This window comes from uncultured Salinicola sp., assembly GCF_937921195.1.
Lineage (GTDB): Bacteria > Pseudomonadota > Gammaproteobacteria > Pseudomonadales > Halomonadaceae > Salinicola.
In genome coordinates this window covers 76800-98676 of the sequence record NZ_CALFQK010000098.1, presented here as the reverse complement: position 1 = coordinate 98676, position 21877 = coordinate 76800, and the positions used below count along the sequence as shown (strand labels likewise).

The 21877-nt window shown below is 62.6% G+C and carries 22 protein-coding genes and 1 tRNA gene; all 23 read left to right on the top strand.

Features of this window, described 5'->3' with window-relative positions; genetic code table 11:
* Positions 1–61: 61 nt before the first annotated feature.
* The 23 genes from Q0602_RS09235 (at position 62) to Q0602_RS09125 (ending at position 21805) form a co-directional block, all read left to right on the top strand.
* Complete coding sequence (locus tag Q0602_RS09235; protein WP_298841955.1) at positions 62–490, top strand: hypothetical protein; 429 nt, start codon at positions 62–64, stop codon at positions 488–490.
* A gap of 29 nt (positions 491–519) precedes the next feature.
* On the top strand, positions 520–1077 hold the full coding sequence (locus Q0602_RS09230; RefSeq protein ID WP_298841952.1) for a hypothetical protein: 558 nt from the start codon (positions 520–522) through the stop codon (positions 1075–1077).
* Positions 1078–1331: 254 nt separating this feature from the next.
* Positions 1332–1979, top strand: a complete 648-nt coding sequence (locus Q0602_RS09225; RefSeq protein ID WP_298841949.1) for a hypothetical protein — start codon at positions 1332–1334, stop codon at positions 1977–1979.
* 106 nt (positions 1980–2085) lie between these two features.
* Positions 2086–3192 carry a hypothetical protein gene (locus Q0602_RS09220; RefSeq protein ID WP_298841946.1) on the top strand — a complete coding sequence of 369 codons (1107 nt, stop codon included), beginning with the start codon at positions 2086–2088 and terminating at the stop codon, positions 3190–3192.
* 80 nt (positions 3193–3272) lie between these two features.
* Positions 3273–4853 carry a hypothetical protein gene (locus Q0602_RS09215; RefSeq protein ID WP_298841944.1) on the top strand — a complete coding sequence of 527 codons (1581 nt, stop codon included), beginning with the start codon at positions 3273–3275 and terminating at the stop codon, positions 4851–4853.
* Between the two features lie 112 nt (positions 4854–4965).
* Positions 4966–5937, top strand: a complete 972-nt coding sequence (locus tag Q0602_RS09210; protein ID WP_298841941.1) for a hypothetical protein — start codon at positions 4966–4968, stop codon at positions 5935–5937.
* Between the two features lie 83 nt (positions 5938–6020).
* A complete protein-coding gene (locus Q0602_RS09205) occupies positions 6021–6872 on the top strand; it encodes a hypothetical protein (protein ID WP_298841938.1) in 852 nt (283 codons plus the stop codon).
* A 95-nt stretch (positions 6873–6967) separates the two neighbouring features.
* On the top strand, positions 6968–7255 hold the full coding sequence (locus Q0602_RS09200; RefSeq protein WP_298841935.1) for a hypothetical protein: 288 nt from the start codon (positions 6968–6970) through the stop codon (positions 7253–7255).
* 48 nt (positions 7256–7303) lie between these two features.
* Positions 7304–8212, top strand: coding sequence for a hypothetical protein (locus tag Q0602_RS09195; RefSeq protein WP_298841932.1), 909 nt, complete (start codon positions 7304–7306; stop codon positions 8210–8212).
* Between the two features lie 53 nt (positions 8213–8265).
* The gene (locus Q0602_RS09190; protein WP_298841930.1) at positions 8266–9312 is read left to right on the top strand and encodes a hypothetical protein; all 1047 of its coding nucleotides are present in this window, start codon (positions 8266–8268) and stop codon (positions 9310–9312) included.
* A 219-nt stretch (positions 9313–9531) separates the two neighbouring features.
* Positions 9532–9622: transfer RNA gene (locus Q0602_RS09185), tRNA-Ser, on the top strand.
* 208 nt (positions 9623–9830) lie between these two features.
* On the top strand, positions 9831–11015 hold the full coding sequence (locus Q0602_RS09180) for a hypothetical protein (protein WP_298841927.1): 1185 nt from the start codon (positions 9831–9833) through the stop codon (positions 11013–11015).
* Between the two features lie 94 nt (positions 11016–11109).
* Entirely contained in the window at positions 11110–11601 is a 492-nt protein-coding gene (locus Q0602_RS09175; protein ID WP_298841924.1) for a hypothetical protein, read from the top strand.
* The gene (locus Q0602_RS09170; RefSeq protein ID WP_298841921.1) at positions 11591–11824 is read left to right on the top strand and encodes a hypothetical protein; all 234 of its coding nucleotides are present in this window, start codon (positions 11591–11593) and stop codon (positions 11822–11824) included. Before Q0602_RS09175 ends, Q0602_RS09170 begins: the two co-directional genes overlap by 11 nt.
* Before the next feature lie 45 nt (positions 11825–11869).
* Complete coding sequence (locus tag Q0602_RS09165; protein WP_298841918.1) at positions 11870–12316, top strand: ClpXP protease specificity-enhancing factor SspB; 447 nt, start codon at positions 11870–11872, stop codon at positions 12314–12316.
* Between the two features lie 4 nt (positions 12317–12320).
* The gene (locus tag Q0602_RS09160) at positions 12321–13034 is read left to right on the top strand and encodes a DUF2786 domain-containing protein (protein WP_298841915.1); all 714 of its coding nucleotides are present in this window, start codon (positions 12321–12323) and stop codon (positions 13032–13034) included.
* 109 nt (positions 13035–13143) lie between these two features.
* Positions 13144–16122: a hypothetical protein gene (locus tag Q0602_RS09155; protein ID WP_298841912.1), complete on the top strand. Its 2979-nt coding sequence runs from the start codon at positions 13144–13146 to the stop codon at positions 16120–16122.
* Positions 16123–16235: 113 nt separating this feature from the next.
* Positions 16236–16763, top strand: coding sequence for a hypothetical protein (locus Q0602_RS09150; protein ID WP_298841909.1), 528 nt, complete (start codon positions 16236–16238; stop codon positions 16761–16763).
* Positions 16760–17434, top strand: coding sequence for a hypothetical protein (locus tag Q0602_RS09145; RefSeq protein WP_298841907.1), 675 nt, complete (start codon positions 16760–16762; stop codon positions 17432–17434). Before Q0602_RS09150 ends, Q0602_RS09145 begins: the two co-directional genes overlap by 4 nt.
* A 14-nt stretch (positions 17435–17448) precedes the next feature.
* Positions 17449–17739 (top strand): ATP-dependent Clp protease adaptor ClpS, encoded by a 291-nt coding sequence (locus Q0602_RS09140; RefSeq protein WP_298841906.1) that lies wholly within the window; start codon positions 17449–17451, stop codon positions 17737–17739.
* A 108-nt stretch (positions 17740–17847) separates the two neighbouring features.
* Positions 17848–18261 carry a ParB-like protein gene (locus Q0602_RS09135; protein WP_298841904.1) on the top strand — a complete coding sequence of 138 codons (414 nt, stop codon included), beginning with the start codon at positions 17848–17850 and terminating at the stop codon, positions 18259–18261.
* 55 nt (positions 18262–18316) lie between these two features.
* On the top strand, positions 18317–19123 hold the full coding sequence (locus tag Q0602_RS09130) for a tRNA(His) guanylyltransferase Thg1 family protein (protein ID WP_298841902.1): 807 nt from the start codon (positions 18317–18319) through the stop codon (positions 19121–19123).
* Between the two features lie 108 nt (positions 19124–19231).
* On the top strand, positions 19232–21805 hold the full coding sequence (locus Q0602_RS09125; RefSeq protein WP_298841901.1) for a hypothetical protein: 2574 nt from the start codon (positions 19232–19234) through the stop codon (positions 21803–21805).
* Positions 21806–21877 lie beyond the last annotated feature (72 nt).

Below are 21877 nucleotides of genomic sequence, written 5' to 3'. Positions count from 1 at the left end.
CTTCGGAGGCACTCGATCACTTCATGCGGGGTCATTCCCCTGCATAGGCAAGGATTAACACATGGACCATGGACAGGATTCCGACTCCCCCAGCAACGACGGGACCACCGGTAATTGCTGCGAGAACACCCCGGGCCCCTACTCCCTCGGACAGGACATATGGCCAGGCGTCGGCAAGACCGTCGAGGAACAGGGCGAGCTAGCAACCGTCCTGGGCAAGCTCATGGGCTCCAACGGAGAGCGCCGCCACTGGAGCGGAGATCTCGTGCCCATGATGCAGGACGAGATCGCTGACCTCCGTGCGGCGCTCGACATACTCGAGGAGCTCAATCCGGTGCTTGCCAAGGAACACCTCGAAAGCGGACTGGACGGAGCGGAATACATGTCCCGACGCAGGGAATGGAAAAGGGATCTCTTCAGATCCTGGCAACGTGGCGACATCCCCGATCAGTGGCCCCGACCGGAGGATTTCGGCCTGCCGCCGAGATGACGTCCTCATCACAGAAGAAAGGAAGGACCATGGATCAGAGAATCTCGGGACCGACGGAAGCCAATGACGACGCCCCGCTTCACGTCACCGTGACCACGCCACGCGGTTCTATCACGATCGACGATTTCACCGATGACGACATGATGGACAGCTTCGGTGATCCGAATGCATTCGATCCCGACAAGACCTACCGGTTCCACATCGCCTTCCACACGGGCGACGACGATGACATCGACCTGCGAGGTCTCGAGCGCGTCGTCCTCAAGAGCTTCAACATCGCGCTGACGGCCGAAGGCTACGAGCGCCTCGCGTATCTCGACGATCACGAGGGCGTCTGGACGAGGATGTGGGGTGCCACCGCGCACAAGTTCGGCCAACTGGGAGACTGCAGCGCGCCGGCGCTCGGCGTCTTCGGCTTCGATACCCAGGAGATCGACGACGAACTCCAGCAAGACCGTCTGATGCGCGTCTGGAAATGGTTCCTCCGCCACCACGGCTATGCCACCGGTCCGATCGAGACGGCGGTCCTCACCCCGGAGGCCTTCGAGCAGACGGGTGACAATCCGTTCCGTCACCGGAGAGACTAGAGGCCCATGACGGCGCAGTATGACCTGCGCGATGCATGTTGAAGATGACCGAAAAAGAATAAGACATCATGTTGGCGTCGGAAGTCGCGATCGCCTGCTTCTCATGCCACGATGCTCGTCCTATAAGAAGGTCACGGCCATTCGTGCAGGCCGATCGCCACGCGTGATGAATCCTCGAGCACGGTGAAAGACAGGCATAGTCGGCGCCCTTCGCGCAGCAATGCCTCGCATCATCCCATACGAGGAATACATCAATGACCGATACCAGAACCGAGATCATCGAGGCCAAGCGCCATGCGAGGGCGGTCTCCCGCAGACGGGGTACCTCCTATCAGTCCGAACTCGAAGCAGCCGCCCGCCGTGAGGGATACGAGGACTGGAAAGGCATGCTCGCGGGAGACAGGCCGGCGCCTCCTTCCCAAGGCACCATCGACAGGGCAGAGGCATTCATCCTCGTCCCCTTCGCCCGGCTGATCGGCGTCGTCGGCCCGATCACCTTCCTGGTCCTCTACGCCCTGATCCAGATCACCTGCCTCGTCCTCAGTCTGTCCATCTCCCGGGACGGCGAAGGACAGCAGGGTGCGGTGCTGGCCCTCTTCGGCGTCATCTTCGTGCTGATGTCAGTCGGGACCTTCCTCCTGGAAGGCCGACCCCGCAGACCCAGGACCATGTTCCCCTTCTACGAGACTATGATGAAGCTCCACTGCATCAGCATCGTCATCCTCACCGTCTTCGCGATCTGCAAGACCCTCATCGCCCCGGATCCGGTGCAGCTGTGGTATGCCGAGAACAGGCCGGTCCCATTGGCCGCATTCGCGGTCCTGACGATCATGGGCTTCCTCTCCTTCCCCTTCGCCCGCGCCATGGCAAGGAGAGAGACGAGCGTATCCGGATCGGTGTGAAGGGACACTTCCCGAGTGGAGGGAAAAAGGGATTCGCTTCGCTCGGGAATACGAACACCACCGGCGGTCCAGGATCGACCCGCCCGGACCAACCAAGGACGCACAGATGGACACGACAACGATCGCACTCGCGACGGGCACGACGCTCGTCATCGCCCTGCTCGCCGCCACGACCGGAAGGGCCCGCACCGCGCCCGCACCCTTCATCATCGCGCTGGTCGCAGGCACGGCGCTGGCATGTATCCTGGTTCCTCGAGCCTTCGGTCACGACGGGTCGGCCGGCGCGTTCATGCTCGTCACGCTCGCCCTGCTGCTCCTCGTCATGCTCGGGAGCCTCATAGCCGTCGGGACCCGGAGGACACCTTCACCCTACGAACCCGAAGGCTCCGACAGGGACGCCATCCACAGGGCATGCGAGGCTCTCGGACGGGCCGACAGGACGATCTCCGCCTTCACCGCCGAGCGCGGCGCCATGCCTCTCATCCAGCGTCTGCGCGATTCCTTCGTCACCACCGAAACCGAGATCGGACACGTATCGGCCGTCGCGATCCGCGATTCCGCGAGAGCCCATCTCACGGACATCGTGCCGACCTGGCATCGTATGCGCACCGAGGCCCTCGTCGACGAGAACGCGGTGCGACCGGTCGTCGACATGATCGAGACACGCCTGCGGCCGTTGGAGGCGGTCGAGGAAGCCGCCCTGGACGTGCACCGGTCCGCCACGGATGCGGTCACCGCGCTCGACGAGGCCATCGAGGCGCTCGACAGCGCGCAGACCTACGAGACCCTCGACCTCGTCTCGGACAACAAGGGTCTGTCAGCCGTCTCCACGATGGCCAATTCCACCGCCCAGGGCCGCGTCGGCGAGGCCAGGGCGGCTATCGACGTGCTGTCGCGCAAGACAAAGTCGGCCATCGACGAGGATCTCGTCGCGCCGGGCGACACCCTCGACCTCTTCCTCGACATGGCATTCGATCCGGGCTTCGACTTCCTGTCGCTCTACAACATCGGCAGACTGTCGGACGCTCGCAGCAAATGCGAGGAGGCGCGCGTCCGGGTGTCGGAGATCGAGGTGCGGCTCCGTGAGCGCCATCAGGAGGCCCACGACGCCGCCCAGCCAGTGCGTGACGAGATCGCCGCGGTGAAGAGACCCTATCACCAGAGGGCCCTGACCGAGATGCCCGAGATCGCCCGGACCTTCGTGCCGGCATGACGGCTGATTGGCCTCGGCGGACGTCCGTCCTATAACCGGGACAGACCGAAGCCGCCGCCGGACGACAGCAGGAGGACAGGATGGCGCTGCACCCCTCGATAGATCGCCCGCTCGATCCCGACCGCATCAACGGCCTCGTCGGCGAGGACCGCATCCGCACGACACGCATGTTCCTGCGCGGCAACATCGCCTGGCATCCGACCCATCCGATCGACATCTCCCCCGAGGCCGACCTGATCCAGGGTCTGCCCACGCACGTCAAGACGGTGAAGCAGACCTACACCAAGAAGGGCAGGCCCAAGAAGCTCACGGTCGACATGGCCTGCGCGCACCAGCTCTTCTCCCACAGTGGTCCGCACCGGCTGCTCGTCATGGTCTACGAGCCCGACTACGAGGAGATACCCGGCCCCGGAGGAGGGACGGTCAAGCGGATCATCCGTCATCGCGACGAGAACGGGAAGCCGGTCGTGGTATGGCGATACGACCGGATCATCGAGATCATCATCCTGGACGGCACCTGGCGCGCGATGCGCGGCGACATCACGCGTCTGGAGATCGGACGCCTACGCTCGCTCCTCCTCGCCTGGAATCCCGAGGTCTCCAATGAGGAGGAGGCCAGAAACGAGGAGGAGAAGGCGCGCGACCGGTTCCACCCCATGACCCATGCGATGCGGCCTCGTCAGGGGCTCGCGCGCCCCAGCATCAAGCTCAACATCGCGCTGAAGAAGCGGAAGGACAAGCCGTCCGAATGGAAGCCGGATAACAAGCGCGTCCAGAGCGCCATCACGCTCGAGGAGTTCATGGATCACGTTCGCGGGGAGGACGGCGGCCGTGACCTCTACCATGGCCGCATCGACCAGCCGCGGGTGACCGAATACCGCAGTGGCCTCGCGGGAAGGGACGATTTCCACGGGCTGAAGCTGCCTTGGAGGACCACCGGCAGGTGGAAGCGACCGATGAAGGTCGGGAAGGCGTACACCAAGGCTGCCGCACCCGCGATCGTCACCCGGCTCGAAGGCGATGCGCGCTACATCCAGGAGTGGAGGGGTGTAGCCGGCATCAGCATACCGGATGGTCAGATCACGATAATGAGGCACGAGGACCGGATGAGGACCCTCTACGCCGACTCGGAGGACGACGAGGTTCTCAAGCACGTCTCGCGTGTCTGCCGGCATGTCGGCGGAAGATGGATCGCAGAGGCCCGGTGCTGGCTCCTCGATCGGGACGCCGTCGTGCGCGCCGTCTCCTCCCTGGAGCGCAGAGCACTCTCGCCGGCGCCGATGGAGAGTCACCTCCGACCCGTTCCGAGCAATCCCTCGCTCTTCAAGTTCGAGACGCCCGACGGAACCGTGATGGCCCTCAGACTCGAGAAGGACAACTGGGTCGTCAAGCCCGACAACCGCCCCCGCGACGCGCGAGAGAAGGCGGCCCTGCAGACCCGCATCGACGCTGCCTGCCGGGCCGCTGAGATCAACTCCGCAGTCGATGGTGGTGCCCCGATCGGGACGTGGTACCACAACGAGAGGCTCGACCAGTGGAACTGGCTGGTATCCAAGGAGCCGCCGGACGCCATCGAACGCGTCGCGGCCAGCATCATCGCCTTCGACCATCTCGGCGATCCGCATCCCGCAGTCGTCCGGATGGCGGCCAGGTCCATGTGACCTACGAGAAAGCGCTGTACAAACCGATCGCCATGCGGCACCATCCTGAAACACGATAACCCTCCCGACGGAGAGGGCGAGAACACGGATTCCCATTGAGGAGGAAAAAGAGTTGGAGAGCCAGGACTTCCTGCACATGATGACCCCGGACGAAGGGGATCCATCCGAGACCGCATCCGCATCAACCCCGGATGGGACGGACGGAAAGACGCGCAAGAAGAAGGCCAAGACAGCCTCGCGCGAACTGGACCAGTTCTACACGAAGCCCGAGGTCGCGGCCGCATGCATGGACATCGTGCGCAGGACTCTCCCCATGGACGAGATCGGCGAATGGATCGAACCCTCGGCCGGGACCGGCGTGTTCTTCCACATGCTGCCCGAACCGCGACGCGGCTTCGACATCGACGAGGCGAACAGCCACCAGGACATCACCATCATCGATGACTTCCTCAAGTGGGACTACGGAGACGTGAGGGCCCCCGTGGCCGTCGTCGGCAATCCTCCGTTCGGCCGCAACGCCTCGCTTGCCCTCAGGTTCGTCAACCGCGCAGCGCGCTTCGCGGAATGGATCTGCATGATCCTCCCCCGCACGTTCGAGAAGACGACCATGCAGGACAAGGTCAGCATCAACTTCGAGCTCGTCGGCGAGTCGGTGGTTCTCGAGCCCTACTCCTTCATCCACGACGGCGAACCCTACGACGTGCCCTGCTGCTTCCAGATCTGGCGCCGCAAGCCGATGGGCGAGAAGCGGAGGATCACCAAGGCCTCGTTCACCCATCCCGATTTCGACTTCGTCTCCGAACCCGAGGGCGCCGACTTCGCCTTCCAGCGGGTCGGAGCAAGAGCAGGCCTCGCCTCCAAGGAGGGCCTCGAGCGCTCCTGGAAGTCGAACCACTTCATCAAGGTGAAACCCGGCGTCGACGCGGACGAGCTCATGGAGCAGTTCAACTCGATCGACTGGAGCTGCATCAGCGAACGCACCGCCGGCAACCCCAGCATCTCGAAGGGGGAGATGATCGCCGGCATCTCGGCCATCAGGCCGCCGGAGGACAGCATCCACGCTCCTCCGCCGAGCCTGCTGTGACAGCGAGCCTGCCCATCTGATTTGTTCCTGATCCATTCCCGTCCTAGAAGAGGTCATCTCCAGCAGGACGGGAATGACATCGGATGGGCAACGGGACCACGAACACCAGCCAGCAGCACGGCACGGACTGGGAGAATCTCGTCAAGACCGCCTGGATGTTCGACGGCGCCTGCAACCATCACCGATCGGGTGTCGCCCGGCACGACATCGAACGTCGTTTCGATCGGCGCTTCGGACTGGACACCGCGGTCAAGGCCATGTCCGCCAGGAGCGATTCGATCGGCATGGCGGATGCTCCGCGCTTCTTCGAGATGGCGATTCATCGCCGCCTCCTCGTCGGACAGTGGGAGCAGGTCGACGAGGATCGCAAGGAATTCGTCCGGGTCCACGAGTTCATCCTCACGAAGGCCGTCCATCGCGAACTCATCAGGGACATCACCGCTTCGCAGGTCCTGCGCTACCACAACATGATCGCCAATCGCGGCGAAGGGCCGACCGCCGCCGATGCGGCGCGGGGCGACAAGAATCTCATCCTGGAGGAAGTGAAGGGCAGGCACCATCCGGCCCTGCGGTTCGACTTCAAGATCGACAGGCATAAGCAGAGGCGCCTTCAGGTCTCCCTCTCCCTCTCCGGCCTCATCGATCTGGTGAAGGACATGGACGACTATGTCGGCCTGGACAGGGAGACCCAGCCCCTCCATGTCCTCCATGACGAGCGGTTCTGCCAGTATCCGCTGCCCATTGCCATCCTCTCCCCGCCGCGCGTGATCGTGCCGAAGGCTGCAAAGCAGGAGAAGGCGGACAACGAGAACACGCTCTTCGACTGTGCCGAACAACGCGCACCGGTCGGCATGGTGACCGCCGGGCGCTCCCCGGTGAGACGGGATTCGCGCATGGACGAGGATCTGCAGAAAGAGCTGTTCGGGTCCGCCTAGGCAAATCCGCGTCCCTTCCGTCTTCATATCCGAGGAAGATCAGGCTGATCGTCACTCCTCCATCGCCACGCCCGTAGAAGCGAAGGAACCCGCCATTGAAAGAGCTCGTCCGTACTCCCGCGCCCGTCATCGCCATGCTTGTCATGGCCTGCGCGGTGCTCGGAGGCTGCGACAGCCGTCCCGACACCGCCGAATGGCGCAAGACCTGCATCCGCAGCCATAGCCAGACGACGACCGAGGTCGGCACGATCATCATCAACGGGAACGTCCAGTCCATGGTCCGACCGGTCACGAGGCAGGTGTGCGACGAATACGCCAGCATCTGTGTTCCCGGAAAGGACGGCACGCATCGCTGCCCCGAACTCGAAGAATCCCCTGATTGATCCCGACGGATCAGGATGTCCCGAAACCCTCTGAAGAAGGAAAATGCCATGCCACGCCATGCCCCCGTCATGAGCCAGGGCGACCTGCGCCATATCATCATCGAGAAGGCGATCGCCAACGACTACGTTGAGGAATACGGGGAGATCGATCCGGAATCCCCCGACGTGACGAACCTCGTCCACATGCTCCTCATGGAGGACCTCGTTCCCGAGGTCGAGAAGGACTGGTCGAAGATCGACTTCTCGACCGAGAACATGGATGTCATCGCCGAGAAGATCACCCCGGACGGCGTTCCCTATCTCCTCATCCGCGCCGGCGGCGACTGGGAGGCACCACTCCAGTGCATCGTCTATTTCGATGGACGGAAACTGCGCGGCTACGTGCCCAAGGACGGCAACAGCTACAACCATCGGGCCAAGGCCGCCTTCGGCAACAATGATGATGATGCCGAAGTCGCCACGAAACAGTTCGGCAAGCCCTTCCAGCAGGGAGACGGTTATTACGGTGCGGAGCCGGACATGGCTCTTGTCGAGCAGGATATCGCGAAACGGATCGAGGCCAAGGGCAGCTACGAGCACGACACGAAGGAGGTGGTCTCCAACGCGCAGAAGACCGCGGCCAGGCAGGCCGAGATCGAGAAGGACCAGGATCTCAGCGGAGACATCACCAAGGACATGGTCCATGCCGAGATCAGCCCTGCGGCCGGCGGTTCCTATGTCGAGTTCAAGCTTCGCTCATCGGGACGCATGCTCAAGAAGGACGAAGCCGAACGGGTCGTCGGAGTGCCTTCACAGCTGGAGAGGAAGGAAGTCTGCGGGAATGTCCTGTGGTATGGTCCCATGGGATGCTATCCGATGCAGATGCTCGCCCTCCTCGAGGCAGCCGGATTCGAGAAGGCTCCGGACAACGACCTGACGCCCTACGAGGGCGCAAGGACCCACGTCATCAGGCTGTGACGCGGATGACCTCTGGATCCTATCGGACGGGCCTCCTGCTCGTCGATCCGCTGATGAATCGCATCATCAGGGACATGCGCATCGGGGACATCTTCTCCGGGCTGATCCCGATGGGAAGGATGAAGACCCCCAACTACACGATGCATGCCCGCGGCTGCCAGATCCTCGGGAGCGTCCCGCACTGGGCGCCGCAGTTCCGGGCCCACTTCAAGGACGATCGCCTCATGGTGGACAATCTCTACGCCATGCCGGTCGGTCATCCGACCATCGCCTACAGATGCACGGCGAACAGGATGACCGTCATCATCGATGCGACGGGACTGCCCGAGGTGGCCCTGCACGGATGCACGGGACGGCGGTTGAGGGACATCGTAGGGTGGGGCATCATCCCGGACGACCTGATCGTCTCGCGGTCAGAGCACCGGCCACTTCCCGAATTCCAGCCCTCTCCTCTTCCGCGCCACTGCAAGCAGACTCTCCTCACCGACCAGCTCGTCCTCACGATCGAGGACTTCGCCTGGAGGGAATACGATCCACCCGCAGGGGAGAAGAGACATCTCCCCTCCTGGCCCGGCGGATCCTTCGAGGTCGCGGACGGGCGTATCCATTCCACCCTGGCGGAGCTCATCCGATCCACTCACCCAGAACCGGTCGATGCCGAACTGGTCCACCAACTCTCCATCGGAAATCCCTACGTGGTCCGCCTCAGGATCGAGAACGCCTTCGAACCCGGAGGTCGCGGACATACCCCGCATCTGTGTCTCAGGCGGACCATCACCAAGTATCCGACACACGCTCACCTCAGGAAGACGAAGGGCTCGTGGATCAGGCGCCGGACGGACGAGGGCCTCGGCAAGGTCGTCGAATGGATGATTCCGCTCAGGCACCTGACCGAAGAGGCCGTGGAGAACATCCTCTCCTCCTACCACTGCGTCATCACGGAGGAGGACAGACGCCTCGGAGCGTATCGTATCAGGGGCGGACCGCCCTACGGCCTGGAACACAGGCTTCACGGAGAGGAACAGTCTAGTCTTTCGTCGAGGGGCCTCGGGAGCCTCAGCAACCGTCAGGGCAGGAAGACCTTCGAATTCATCACCTGAACGGATCACGGATGATTGACAGTCCCGTCGAACTTCCCCATACGCCATCGCCATGAACCACCAGTTCACCCTCTCAAGTAGTCTCTCGTCCATCATCTGACGGGTGGATGACCGCTGCCCGTCTCCAAGGCGAGTAGCGCACAGGGTGCAAACCGGTCTGGAAGGCCGGGCCGTCCGAAAGGTCGGGGGTTCGATTCCTCTACTCGCCGCCAACTCTCAGGAGCGCATTGCCGGTTGGTCGCCGGTGCCCGCCTGCTAAGCGTGGTTGAGGCGAACACCCTCACCGGTTCGATTCCGGTGCGCTCCGCCATTCTCTTCCAGTAACCGCGAAATCGGATGCATCTCCGATGGACGCGGACCTCATTCTAGTGCATGGATACCGAACAGGGTGCCGGACGGCACCGCGGGGCCGGCAGTCCCTAGCATCAGCACCGTCCATCAGAACCAAGCACGACCATCGAGTCCCACGAAGGCCGATGGACCAGCCGGCAGTCCTCCAGGCCACGAAGGAGACTCGCATGTACGATAGCACGAACGGTGCCGCGATGGCGGCCAAGCGCGTGAAGCGCGAATTCGACATCACTCGCTCCCATGCCCAGGAACTGGTCGCCCGCGCCGCCGGATACCAGGACTGGCACCACCTCACCCGCGTCGCCGACACCGCCGATGCGACGACCGCGGAAGCCGATCCGGCCCGTGTCTCCGAATATCTGCAAGACCAGGGCTTCGCGGGAGTCGAAGCGCAGAATGTCATGGACATCGCACGCGTCCGGCAGCCCGTATACTTCCTCAGCCACTTTCCGCGCGACAAGGAGTTCTACAGGGACGAGGACATACGCCCCTTTCTCGAAAGGGACATCGAGCGCTTCGCCATCGCCGTGAAGGGGGTGAACGGACTGCTTTCCTATGACGAATGCGATCCCAAGACGCAGGACGACGAGGAGCGGGACCGCTCGGTGCATCTCATGGAGATCCGGGAATACGGACCCGTGACCGGTGCCGAGGACATGACCCCGACCGGTCATCTCATGGCCACGTCGGAATACTACGCCTCCACCTACTGGAGTCTGATCCCCTCCTCGACCGACATGGCCTCCGCATCCTTCGCGGTCCATGGCACGCCTGATCGGACCCGTGATCCCGCCTCTGTCGTCAGGACGTGGAAGAGGGTCTCCGAGGAGGCCGTGGATGTCCTGCCCGACAGCATTGCGCAGGAATATGCCCGCATCTGCAAGAGGGTGGCGGACGAGTTGAAGGACCATCTTCCCAGAGGAAGGCGATATCACATCAGGATCGACGCGCTCCATGATCTGAGTGTCGAGGTCGTCTCGGAAGGATACATCGGACACAGCCTCGACGAGATCTACGACGGCTATCAGATCGAACCCGGATACGCCGCCCGCGTGCTCCACGATCTGCCCCGCGCCTTCCGCATCGACGAGCGCTTCACGAACAGGCATCGTCTCTTCCCCATCGAGGGGCTGACCTACGACGACAGCATGGCGGATGCCACGCTCTACTACATCGACGGCGAGGAGATGGCCTTCGAGGACTCCCATTCGTATTCGCTCCAGCCCATGAGCGAGCGCATCGAGGTCATCGGCACCAGCGAATCCGGTCCGTCAGCGGGGAGTCCGCTCATCTCGAGGCGTGACCTCATGAGGGCGGAGCTCGGCAACACCGAGGAGTCGACCCGGCACTGACGGAAAGGGTCCGGGTCGGCCGATGAGGGCGTCGGCCCGGATGCCCGACATGCGGGCGAGAGATCATAGACAGATCCCAAGGGAAGGAAAACACATGGAAATCGGACAGCTGCACCGCAACCGCCTCGACCTGGTCATGAGGGACATCGGCGCCAGGGACTTCGACTACAGGCAGAATCCCAATCCAGACATGATGCAAGTGACCTTCTCACCGGCGGAGATCAAGGACGGCTACACGATCGTCGGTGCGACCTTCTTCGACATGCGGCGCAAGTGGACCGACGCCATGCGCCATCGAGGATTCGAGCTGACCATGGACAACCAGGGATCGGTGCCCGTCATCCTGAGCGTCAGGGACATACTGCCCGAAGACTACGTCGACGGAACCATCCTCGGCCTCGATAACGACGGCTGCATCCTCCAGTGGAACGACGAGGACCTCGAGATCTACAACTGCGGCGAGACCCCGGATGAATTCGGAGAGGATAGCATCACACCGGACGAGGCAAGACGGATCCAGGCCGATGCCCGGGCGATGAAGTCCCGCATTCCCGAGCCGTCGGTAGAGGCAGTGCATGAAGCCTGATCACGAGGTGGATCAGGATGAATTCAGGAGGATGATCGCGAGAAGGCGCATCCACGCAAGGATCACCCTGATCGCCCTTCCGATCGCCATCGTCCTGACGACGATCTCCGTCCGCATCAGCGGTGCGCTCGGACCGCTCGATGCGTTCGCTCTCGCGTTCGCCGCCGCATCAATCACCATCATCATCATGAACCGCAGGCGCAGGCCTTGCGACAGGAACTGACCGAAACGACACGACATCCACGATACCACGAGGAAGGAAAAAGACTTGAACGACCAGACCCCCGATTCGCTCATCCCCTACGACGAGATCGTCCAGGACGCCCTGCTCACCGTGGTCGGCCGCAGCCTCGACGCGGTCATCGCCGCCGGCGGGCAGATGCCCGGTGACCACCACTTCTACATCACCTTCGACACCCGCTTCCCCGGCGTGGAGATCCCTCAGCATCTCAGCGAGCGCTTCCCCGCCGAAATGACCGTCGTCCTCCAGCATCGTTTCCACGGCCTCGAGACCAGCGAGACCGGCTTCAGGGTCGGACTGGCCTTTAACAGCGTGCCGGCCGTGCTCAGCATCCCCTATGCCTCGATCACCGCCTTCGTCGATCCCAGCGTGGACTTCGTCCTGCGCTTCAGCGTCGATGTGGAGGACGAGGCCGGAGACGAACGCGGAAACGGTGAAGGCAACGTCGTGAACGTCGACTTCGGTCGGCGCTGAGGCCATGGACCGAAAGAAGATCGCGGAACGCATCCGGGCGCTGAGGGCGAAGACCGAGGCGAACGGATGCACCGAGGAGGAGGCGGCCGCCGCTGCGGCGATGGTCGCCAAGCTGCTCGAACGATACGGCATGACGCTCGACGAGACGGAGATGCGCGAGACGGGTTTCTCGCGCGAGCGCCATGCCCAGGACGATCTTGTCGGACGGTGCATTCATCGTGTCGCCTCGGCAATCGCCTACATGATCGACATCCGCTACTGGGCCTCGAAGCCCGGAGAGGAGCCCGCGATCACCTTCTTCGGTTTCGATCACGAAGTGGAGATCGCCTCCTACCTCCTCGACATCTGCCGCAACGCCATGACCACGCAGAGCGAGCGCATGGGAGGCGAGTTGCGCCTCCTCCGGGAGAACGTGAGACGTCGGCGCATCACCGCCTTCCTCGATGGCATGGCCGACCGGCTCGCCCAGCGCATCAGGGATCTCAAGCCGCCGACCCCGACGGGCACCGGGCTGGTCGTCCTGCGCACCGAGCTCATCGACGCGGAACTCGACCGACTCGATCTCAGACTCGAGAAGAAGAGGGGCAGGCCGTCGCGCAGTCTCGATGAGGAATACGGCAAGGGACGCGCCGCCGGAGACCGGGTCGCTCTGAACAGGGGAATAGGACGGAAGGAAAGCGACAGGACCCGTCTCACGCAGGAAGACGATCCCGACTAGGAGAACCACTTCCAGCGGAAAAATACCGAGGCCTCATTATCAGGATTGTCAATTTACCCTTTTCGATCCAAATGGAGTGATTCCTGTATTTTCAGGATGGGGAACCCTCATGCGCATCCGCTTCAGTACTCTGGCATCCACGATCCTGGCCGGGGCCGTCATGGCCGCTGCGCCATCAACGCCCTCCTTCGCCCAGCAGGCCCAGGCCGATGCCGGAAGCGACGTCCTCATCATGCGGCGCAAGATCTCGGAGCCCAATACGAAGCCGCGCGGTCCGGACGGCCAGCGCGTGGCCACAGGACTCGGCGATGTCGGCCCCGGCATCAACGCCTATCGCGCGAACGGCGAGATCAAGCTGGCCGTCTCGACGCTCGGCTGCCTCAAGAACGAGACCATCGTCCCCGAGGCCAACTGCACCGGCAGCAAGGGCGGCGTCGAGATCGGCAACGTCTTCCCGTTCCCCGCGCGGATGGACCCCGATCTCAAGGCCGTGCACGTCACACGCGAGGCGTTCGCAGGGTCACTCCCCTACGCACCTCCGGCAAGCATCGACACGCTATGCGAAAGCCGCATCGGCATCGGATCGGAGAGCTGGCGCCTGAGCTGCGATCCGTCCTCGATCGTCAACCAGTATCAGAAGTACATCACCCGCTTGGGCGACCCCGCTTCCTATTCCTCGCGTTTCCCGCAGAGTCTCAACGCATCGGTCGAGGGGAATTTCGTCAATCTCGTCGTCACCGACTATGGCTGCCGCAGCACGATCACCGGCACCGACATGTCCAGGTCGACCTGCAGCTCCATCAAGCGCGAACCCAATCTCTACGATGTCGTCAGCCTTCCCGCGGAACTCGTCCCGCAGCTGCGCAAGGCCTACGTCACACGCGATTCCCTGAAGGCCCAACTGCCCTATGCCAAGGCATCCCAGATCGATGCGATCTGCACTCTTCCCGTCAGGATCCAGAACCAGGACTGGAAGATCGTCTGCGGGACGGCGCAGGCTCCGGAGAGCTATCTGCGGACGGTCTACTCCCTGCAGGATCCGGTCAGGGCTCCGGCATCACTGGGTAACGAGACCCGGACAAGGAACAAGCTCGGATCGACCAGCTTCGACTGGATGACCAGCTCCACCACCTGCGTCGATACCGACACGGGCGCCATCGTCGCCGCCAGCAACTGCCAGTATCTGGCCTCGGGAGCGAACATCTACGACATGATCTCGGTCGGCGCACAGCAGGTGCCGGAGTTCCGTGAGATATACTTCGACGCACAGGATCTCGCCGATCTCGCACCCTATCTCTATACGATCGAATTCACCCAGAAGACCAGCTTCTGCAATGCGGGCGTGCAGCTCGGTCTCCATGACGAGAACGGGATCAAGCACACCTATACCGCCAGGTGCGGCGAGCCGGACAAGCCGGCCGATTTCCAGAGGGTCGCGCAGAACCTGCGGGACCCTGCCTATGTGTCCTACACCGGTGCGAACACCGCGAGGAACGACGCGGCGCGACAGGATTTCGACTTCGTCGTCCAGAGCACGCTGTGCTGGGATTCGGCCAAGAACATCACGGTTGTCAATGCCAAGTGCCAGTATCTCCCGACAGGGACTTCCATCTATGACATCGCGACGATCCCTGCGACCTACGTGCCGAACCTACGTGAGGTCTACTTCAGTCTGAACGATCTCAATTCGCTCAATCCGCGGGGCGGGCGATTCGGCTACAACCAGTACAACACCGTGACCTCCGCCGACCTCTGCACGGGCGGATATCCCGTCATGGTCAGGGAGAACGGCAAATCGGTCGAATACACGGTCAGGTGCGGGACACCGGAAGACCCTGCGCGCTATGAGCGCGTGGGGCTCACATGGCGGGATCCGATCTACGTCAATTATCCGGGTGCCAACACCAGGCGGAACGAGAGCGGGCGTGATGAATTCGATCTCGTCGCGCAGTCGACGCGCTGCTGGGACCTGACCGGAAACGCCGTCGTATCCGATCTCAAGTGCAAGTATCTGCCCCAGGGCGTATCGGTATACGATGTCGCCACCCTGCCCGCCACATATGTGAGCGATCTGCGCGAGGTCTACATAAACCAGGCCGACGCAGCGGCTCTGATCCCGCGTGGCGGCAACTTCGGTTACGCCCAGTACAACCAGACGAGCCTGTCTCAGCTCTGTTCGACGCCCCAGTCCTTCGGAGTCGTCGAGAACGGGAAGGACACCCAGTATCTCCTCAGCTGCGGAACGCCGGACAATCCCGCCAACTACGAACGCGTCGGTCTTAACTATCGCGACCCCGCCTATTCGTCCTACACGGGAAGCAATCCGCAGAGGAACGACACCTCACGCACGGAGTTCGACTTCATCGTCTATTCGACCCGGTGCTGGGACCTGTCGGCGAACAAGGCCGCACCGGATCGTAAGTGCAGCTATCTGCCGAGCGGAGCCCTTCCCAACGACGTCGTTCCGGTGAAGGCCGATTATGTGCCCGAGCTCCGAGAGGTGTATTTCGATCGGGACGAGATCGCCGCCCTGATCAGCCGTGGGGGCCTCTTCTTCTACACCCAGTACAACTCGATGAACCTCAACGACCTGTGCAACGGCGCGAACGGCTTCAGTGTCCGCGAACAGGGCGTGGGCCGGACATACACGGCACGATGCGGAGCGCCGGACAACCCCGCGAACTACGAGCGCTTCGGCTGGTACTTCGGCGATCCCTATACCGTCTACACGACGGGATCGGATCGCACGCGAAACAAGACAACGCGCAGCGAGGTCGACTTCACGGTGCATCGTACCAACTGCTGGGACAAGTCGAAGAACGCCTTGGCCTCGGTGACGGCCAAGTGCTCCTATCTCGCGGAAGGTCCTTCGCAGTATGACATCAGGACGATCCCCGCGACCTGGGAGGTCCCGACACGCGAGGTCTTCGTCAAGAGGTCCGATCTCGAGGGCCTCCTCGCTCATGGCGGGGGCTACTACATCAACTACAGCAACTACAGCGTCGCAAGCCTGTGCACGGCCAACCAGACCATAGCGGTCCAGGAAGGCACCACGACGCGCTCATACAGGCTGCGCTGCACGAACTGATCGCATAATCCCGATACAGCCCGGAATGAAGACGGGGCCACGACCATGTCGCGGCCCCGTCTTCGCATCTGGGAGGAACGAATCCCGACAGTCCATGCCGAAAGGAAAAAGAGATGAATGTCCAGGACGACCACGCCCCAGAGAGCGATCCGCTTTCGCGGCTTCCCTCTCCCGAGCCCGGGGAGGTGCGCATCGTGGTCCTCGATGGCGCAAACACCTTCCTCGCCCATACCCAGAGAATCCGATGTGACGACATCATGGACGCATTCGAGAAGCGCGCCGGACTGACACAGTCCGCACGAACGAGCCGCGAGACGCACGCATCGATCAGGATCGACGTCGCACGCGGCCTCAGGATGCCGGATGCCGAGGCGCGCTTCACAGATGTCCTCGCGGCCGCCGTCATGTGGCTCGCCATGAGGCACTGGTCCGACGGCCGGGCCATCGCACGCGGCGTGGACGACCTCATCGAACAAGGGCGGACGCCCGTCATGACCGCGGCCATCGCGGATCCGGACGGAGGCAGGTTCATGCCCGACACGGCCTGGTCCTTCATGGTCGGAGAGCGCATCCATGACGGCCGCGACCAGCTGCGGACAATCGGACCGGAGGAGGTCAGGATCATCGGAGGCGGGACATGAGCGATCCCGGTCTCCACAGGCGCCAGTCCATCCTTGTCAGGACCATCGCGCAATCGATGCGTGCACGTCTTCCCTTCATAGGTGTGACCATCCACGTCGAGACGCATTCTCCCGGCGTGATCACCTTCGCGGTCCGGCGACATGCCGATGCACGCCCCGGGAACGGGGCGCTCGCGATAGGAGAACTACTGGAAGCCGCCGACGCGATGGGGCTCGAGGTCATGATCGATGTCAGGCGCACGGACGAACGTCTGCTCGGATACTACCAGGATTTCGGATTCAGGCTCGTAGACGGCGATCCCGCACGGGAGGCCGAAGAAGTGAGCGCGATCCTGCGCGAGAATCGCGAATGGAAGGAGAAGGGACGCGATCTTCGCGACCTCGGTGTCATCAGCATGCATCGCGACCCGTGGGCCAGTGCGCTGGCAACTCAGGAGGAGATGCATTCCATCATGGGCACCCTACCTGCGGCCAGGACCATCCAGGAAGAGAGAGCCCGGAAGCGGGACGCGCTACTGGCTCTCCTGCAGATGCGCGGGCACACGGCCGACGGAGCCGGCAGCAGGGTCAGTCCGAACCTGTGTGCGGTGGAGGTTTCCAACAGGATGAGCGAAAGACGCAGGACGGGCTGGAACATCCCGTTGTTCACGAAGACCGCCGAGGCGGCCTGAAAGAGGAGAAGAGCATGGAGGACCTGCTCACCAAGGAGAAGACCCGGGTCGATGTGCCCCGGAACTACAACGTCGTCATGATCAACGACGACTTCACCCCGATGGACTTCGTCGTGGACATCCTCGTGGGCGTGTTCGGGAAGACTCTGAACGAGGCGCTCGCCCTGACTCTCGAGGTCCACAACAAGGGGAGAGGAATCGCCGGCACCTACACGCGGGACATCGCCGAGACGAAGGTGACCAAGGCCATGGACATGGCCAAGGCCGAGGAGCACCCCTTCCGGGTGGAGGTCCAGCCTGCCTGAGGGCCGGTCGTCCTGTCGCCACGTCTGCGGAAAAATGCCATCGCGGCGTTGTCCCGATCACTCTATCCATCCTACAATGGCGGGCCGCACAACGGCACGAGGAAGACCATGAAAGCCAGGAAAGTCGAAGACCTCCCGCTGTTCGCGGTGGTCGACCTGAGCTTCATCTTCCACGACGTGACAGGCAAGCCCTTCAACTGCGATCGCGATGCCGTCCGTCGTCTGGGTCGCATGATCGACACGCAGGACCATATCGAGGTCGTGCTGCCGATCCAGATCCTGCGGGCGACACAGCCCCGGGTGAACAAGGACTACGACGAGGCCGCCGCGCGGCACCGACCGGAATGCCCCTATCGACTACCGGCTGTCGTAAAGTATCAGGGTCTCTACTACGTGACCGACGGACACCATCGCCTGGTGGCGGTCCACATGGCCGGATCGACGACGGCCATGGTGCGTCTCTTCGATCTCGACGGTGACACGCAGACGGACATGCCGTTGATCGACTTCCTGGAAGGCTGAGCCCCGACACGGAAAGAGGATGGTCGAAGGCATCCATCAGAAGGAAAAAGACAAGATGAGCAAGGATTCCCTGGGCGACCGGATGAAGGACTACGAGCGCCGTGAGGACAGGCGTTTCATGAACTTCGCACCCGTCATCGCCCGCATGGACGGGCGCGGATTCTCGAAATGGACACAGGGACTGGAGCGTCCCTACGACGAGCAGTTGTCGCAGGCCATGGTCTCGGTCACACGCAGACTGGTCGAGGAGACCGGCGCCCGCATCGGCTACACCCAGAGCGACGAGATCACCCTGGTGTTCCTCGTGGAGGACATCAAGCAGTCGATGATGTTCGACGGCAAGCTGCAGAAGCTGTGCTCCGTCCTCGCGGGCATGACGAGCTCCATGTTCGTCACCGAGTGCCTCTCGCGAGTGGATACCGAGATCTCCCGGCGCGCTCTGCAGGCGCCGCACTTCGATGCACGGGTGTTCCAGGTCCCGACCAAGACCGAGGCTGCGAACGCGGTCCTCTGGCGCGAGAAGGATGCCTGCAAGAACGCGGTCTCCATGGCCGCTCGGTCCTTCTACTCCCACTCCGAGCTGCAGGGCAGGAGCGCGGCCCAGATGCAGGAGATGATCTTCGCCAGGGGCATGAACTTCAACGACTACCCGGCCTTCTTCAAGCGGGGGACGTTCCTCCAGATGCGCAGCTCCGAGAGCCCGTTGCCGGAGAAGGCGGTGGCCTATCTCCCGGAGGGTGCCTCCACCACGGTCATCCGACGCTCGATCGAAGCCATCGACATGCCGATATTCTCAAAGGTCACGAACCGCGAGGCGGTCATCTTCGATGCGGCCGAACCATGCGTGGAAAGCGAGGATTGAGCCCTTTCACAAAAATCGGCAGGGCGTGCAATTATGCAGATTGACCGAGATATCGAAGCGCAGTAATTCATCCTGAAAACAACCTCACCTCAGGAAGAGCAGGTCGGAATGAAGCGTACTCTACTCGCAATCGGCCTGCTCACGGGCGTCTGTCTGCCGACCATCGCGCAGGCACAGGAGACGGATGAGGTCCTCGTGATGCGCCGTGCCATCGCGGAGCCCAAGGGCAAGACGACGATACGTCCCAGCAAGGACTTCAGGCGTGTTCCCCTGACCGTGAGGGACACGGGGCGTAACATCTACGCCGCCAAGGGTTCGATCTCGCTCGAGATCGACGCGATCGGCTGCCTCCTGACGAGCGGGGTCATCAGCACCGACGAGGCGTTGTGCGTCGAAGGCTCCGGTCCATCGAGGAGCGACATCATCAACTTCCCCTCGGAGATGGATCCGGACCTCAGGTCCTACTACGTCCCGCGCGATGCATACGCCGAGTTCCTCCCCCAGTTCTCCGCTCAGCAGATCGAGGCCCTGTGCACGGGCAGCGTGACTCTCGCAGGTGTGGAATACAGGGGCAGCTGCGATCCCAAGGCGGTCGTCAACACTTATGCTCTGACGCCCTCCAACCTCGGTGACCCCAAGGACAACACGACCCGCTTCCCGAGCGACCAGAATCCTTCCGCGACGGCGAGCGTCCTGAACCTCTACGTCAGCGCCACGGCATGCATCCAGAACGAGACGAGGACGATCGTGGGATCGGCCTCGTGCGCAGGCCTGACCAAGAGCCCGTCGCTGGAACTGCGGACGATCCCGGCGAATCTCCAGCCGGAATTCCGCACCGTCTACGTGGATCAGGCCGAGATCCGCAAGGCCGGCCCCTATATGACCGATTCCGTCGTCAACGCGGTCTGCACGCGGACCGTGAGGATCGCCGGCAACAACTGGACCGTAAGCTGCTCGGCCCCCAGGAATCCGGCGAGCTTCCAGAGGATCCCGGATCGACTCATCGACCCCTCGAACTACTATTCCTCGTCCACACCCCAGGTCAGGACGATCAACAAGATCTCGAGGGCCGATGCGGTCAGCTTCAGCGTCTACGGCACCCGCTGCTACGACGTCTCGAGCGGCGCACCGGCCATCATGCCAAGCGCCGACTGCGCCTATCTCAGTTCCGGCGCAAACAACTACGACGTCGTCACACTACCCGCCACCGTGGTCCCGGAGCTGCGGACCGTCTATGTGACGAAGACGGACCTCGAGTCCGCCGCGGGCTATCAGGGCAAGGCCGGCTTCACGTCGAACGGCGTCGAGGGCGTGTCGCAGATATGCACGACCGGGCACATCGGTATCAACTTCTACATGTTCGACGAGAGCAACATCCAGCAGATCTGGAAGCTCGTCTGCGGCGAGCCCGAACGCCCCGGGGACTATTCGCGCGGCGTCTCGAGGGTCCTCGATCCGGATGCCTTCAATCCGAACAACACCGTCCGCTACACGAACTCGGACTTCAATGCCGCCTCATACAGCTTCACGGTGAAGGCCACGTCCTGTCGCAACACCGTCACGGGGTCCGATGGGGGCACCAAGTGCAACTTCCTCACCGAAGGCCCCAATATCTACGATCTCGTTTCCGTGCCGGCGGCATTCGTGCCCGAGATGCGCGAGATGTACGTCAAGCAGGAGGATCTGTCCGCCGCTCTCGGGTCTCAGGGCGCCGCGGCTCACTACGATAGCCAGGTCTATTACAAGACGCCTTCGCAGATATGCGCGACCACGCTTCCCAGCCTGAAGGTCGGGCCGTCCACGAACAGGCAGGACTGGACGATGCGCTGCGGCGAACCGGTCACCGCAGCGGATTTCAGTCGGAGTGCGCTCATACTGGGTGACCCCTATGAGAACTATCACTACACCAATCAGACCAACCGCCAGACCAATTCCGATCCGAACGCGACGAAATACCGCTTCTCGGTCTATTCCACCGAGTGTCGGAACACGAAGACCGGCGAGATCCTGACGGCATCGCGTTGCGACTACCTGCCCACCGGTCCCAAGTCCTACGACATCATCGATGTTCCTGCCGTGCTCGTGCCGCAGCTGCGCGAATTCTACATCGACAAGGACCAGCTCTCCGCGGCGCACCCGAGGCTCACGAACATCGACGATTCGAACGGTGTGGGATCGACCATCGCCAATGCCTGCAACGGCAGCGAGACCCGCTTCTGGATTGCCAATGCCGACTGGACGATGAAGTGCGGCGCGCCCGACGATCCGGCACGATACGCCGATGTCCCCTACAGCCTGGTCGATCCGACGGCGGAGTATCCCAACACGGCATACCGGACGCTCAACAGCGATCTGAGCAGTGGGGTCTTCAAGTTCGGCACCTACGCGACGCGCTGCATCTACCGCGCGGACGGGACATCGGCGCCGACCACCAAGTGCTACTACCTGACCAGCAACAAGGCGAAGCAATACGACGTCGTATCGGTCCCCGTCGTCTACGACCAGCCCACGATGCAGATCAGGGTCACCCGCGCGGCGCTGGAGTCCGCCTTCGCCTACGGAGCCAGGGCGAGCTACTACAGCGGCAACTACAAGACGGTGAACGAGATCTGCACGGCAGGCCTCAACAATCTGAAGGCCGGGGGTCTCACCGCATCATGGAAGATGGTCTGCGTGAACTGATCCGGATCGGAACACCCCTTCATGAATCATGGCAATAACCGGCGGACATCCGTGTCCGCCGGTCAATTGCGT

Excerpts from the sequence above, each read along its gene's own strand:
- Q0602_RS09180 (WP_298841927.1), top strand. The coding sequence starts at position 9,831 with ATGTACGATAGCACGAACGGTGCCGCGATGGCGGCCAAGCGCGTGAAG.
- Q0602_RS09235 (WP_298841955.1), top strand. The coding sequence starts at position 62 with ATGGACCATGGACAGGATTCCGACTCCCCCAGCAACGACGGGACCACC.
- Q0602_RS09170 (WP_298841921.1), top strand. The coding sequence starts at position 11,591 with ATGAAGCCTGATCACGAGGTGGATCAGGATGAATTCAGGAGGATGATC.
- Q0602_RS09195 (WP_298841932.1), top strand. The coding sequence starts at position 7,304 with ATGCCACGCCATGCCCCCGTCATGAGCCAGGGCGACCTGCGCCATATC.
- Q0602_RS09175 (WP_298841924.1), top strand. The coding sequence starts at position 11,110 with ATGGAAATCGGACAGCTGCACCGCAACCGCCTCGACCTGGTCATGAGG.
- Q0602_RS09160 (WP_298841915.1), top strand. The coding sequence starts at position 12,321 with ATGGACCGAAAGAAGATCGCGGAACGCATCCGGGCGCTGAGGGCGAAG.
- Q0602_RS09155 (WP_298841912.1), top strand. The coding sequence starts at position 13,144 with ATGCGCATCCGCTTCAGTACTCTGGCATCCACGATCCTGGCCGGGGCC.
- Q0602_RS09125 (WP_298841901.1), top strand. The coding sequence starts at position 19,232 with ATGAAGCGTACTCTACTCGCAATCGGCCTGCTCACGGGCGTCTGTCTG.
- Q0602_RS09145 (WP_298841907.1), top strand. The coding sequence starts at position 16,760 with ATGAGCGATCCCGGTCTCCACAGGCGCCAGTCCATCCTTGTCAGGACC.
- Q0602_RS09140 (WP_298841906.1), top strand. The coding sequence starts at position 17,449 with ATGGAGGACCTGCTCACCAAGGAGAAGACCCGGGTCGATGTGCCCCGG.
- Q0602_RS09230 (WP_298841952.1), top strand. The coding sequence starts at position 520 with ATGGATCAGAGAATCTCGGGACCGACGGAAGCCAATGACGACGCCCCG.
- Q0602_RS09220 (WP_298841946.1), top strand. The coding sequence starts at position 2,086 with ATGGACACGACAACGATCGCACTCGCGACGGGCACGACGCTCGTCATC.
- Q0602_RS09150 (WP_298841909.1), top strand. The coding sequence starts at position 16,236 with ATGAATGTCCAGGACGACCACGCCCCAGAGAGCGATCCGCTTTCGCGG.
- Q0602_RS09205 (WP_298841938.1), top strand. The coding sequence starts at position 6,021 with ATGGGCAACGGGACCACGAACACCAGCCAGCAGCACGGCACGGACTGG.
- Q0602_RS09130 (WP_298841902.1), top strand. The coding sequence starts at position 18,317 with ATGAGCAAGGATTCCCTGGGCGACCGGATGAAGGACTACGAGCGCCGT.
- Q0602_RS09135 (WP_298841904.1), top strand. The coding sequence starts at position 17,848 with ATGAAAGCCAGGAAAGTCGAAGACCTCCCGCTGTTCGCGGTGGTCGAC.
- Q0602_RS09225 (WP_298841949.1), top strand. The coding sequence starts at position 1,332 with ATGACCGATACCAGAACCGAGATCATCGAGGCCAAGCGCCATGCGAGG.
- Q0602_RS09215 (WP_298841944.1), top strand. The coding sequence starts at position 3,273 with ATGGCGCTGCACCCCTCGATAGATCGCCCGCTCGATCCCGACCGCATC.
- Q0602_RS09190 (WP_298841930.1), top strand. The coding sequence starts at position 8,266 with ATGAATCGCATCATCAGGGACATGCGCATCGGGGACATCTTCTCCGGG.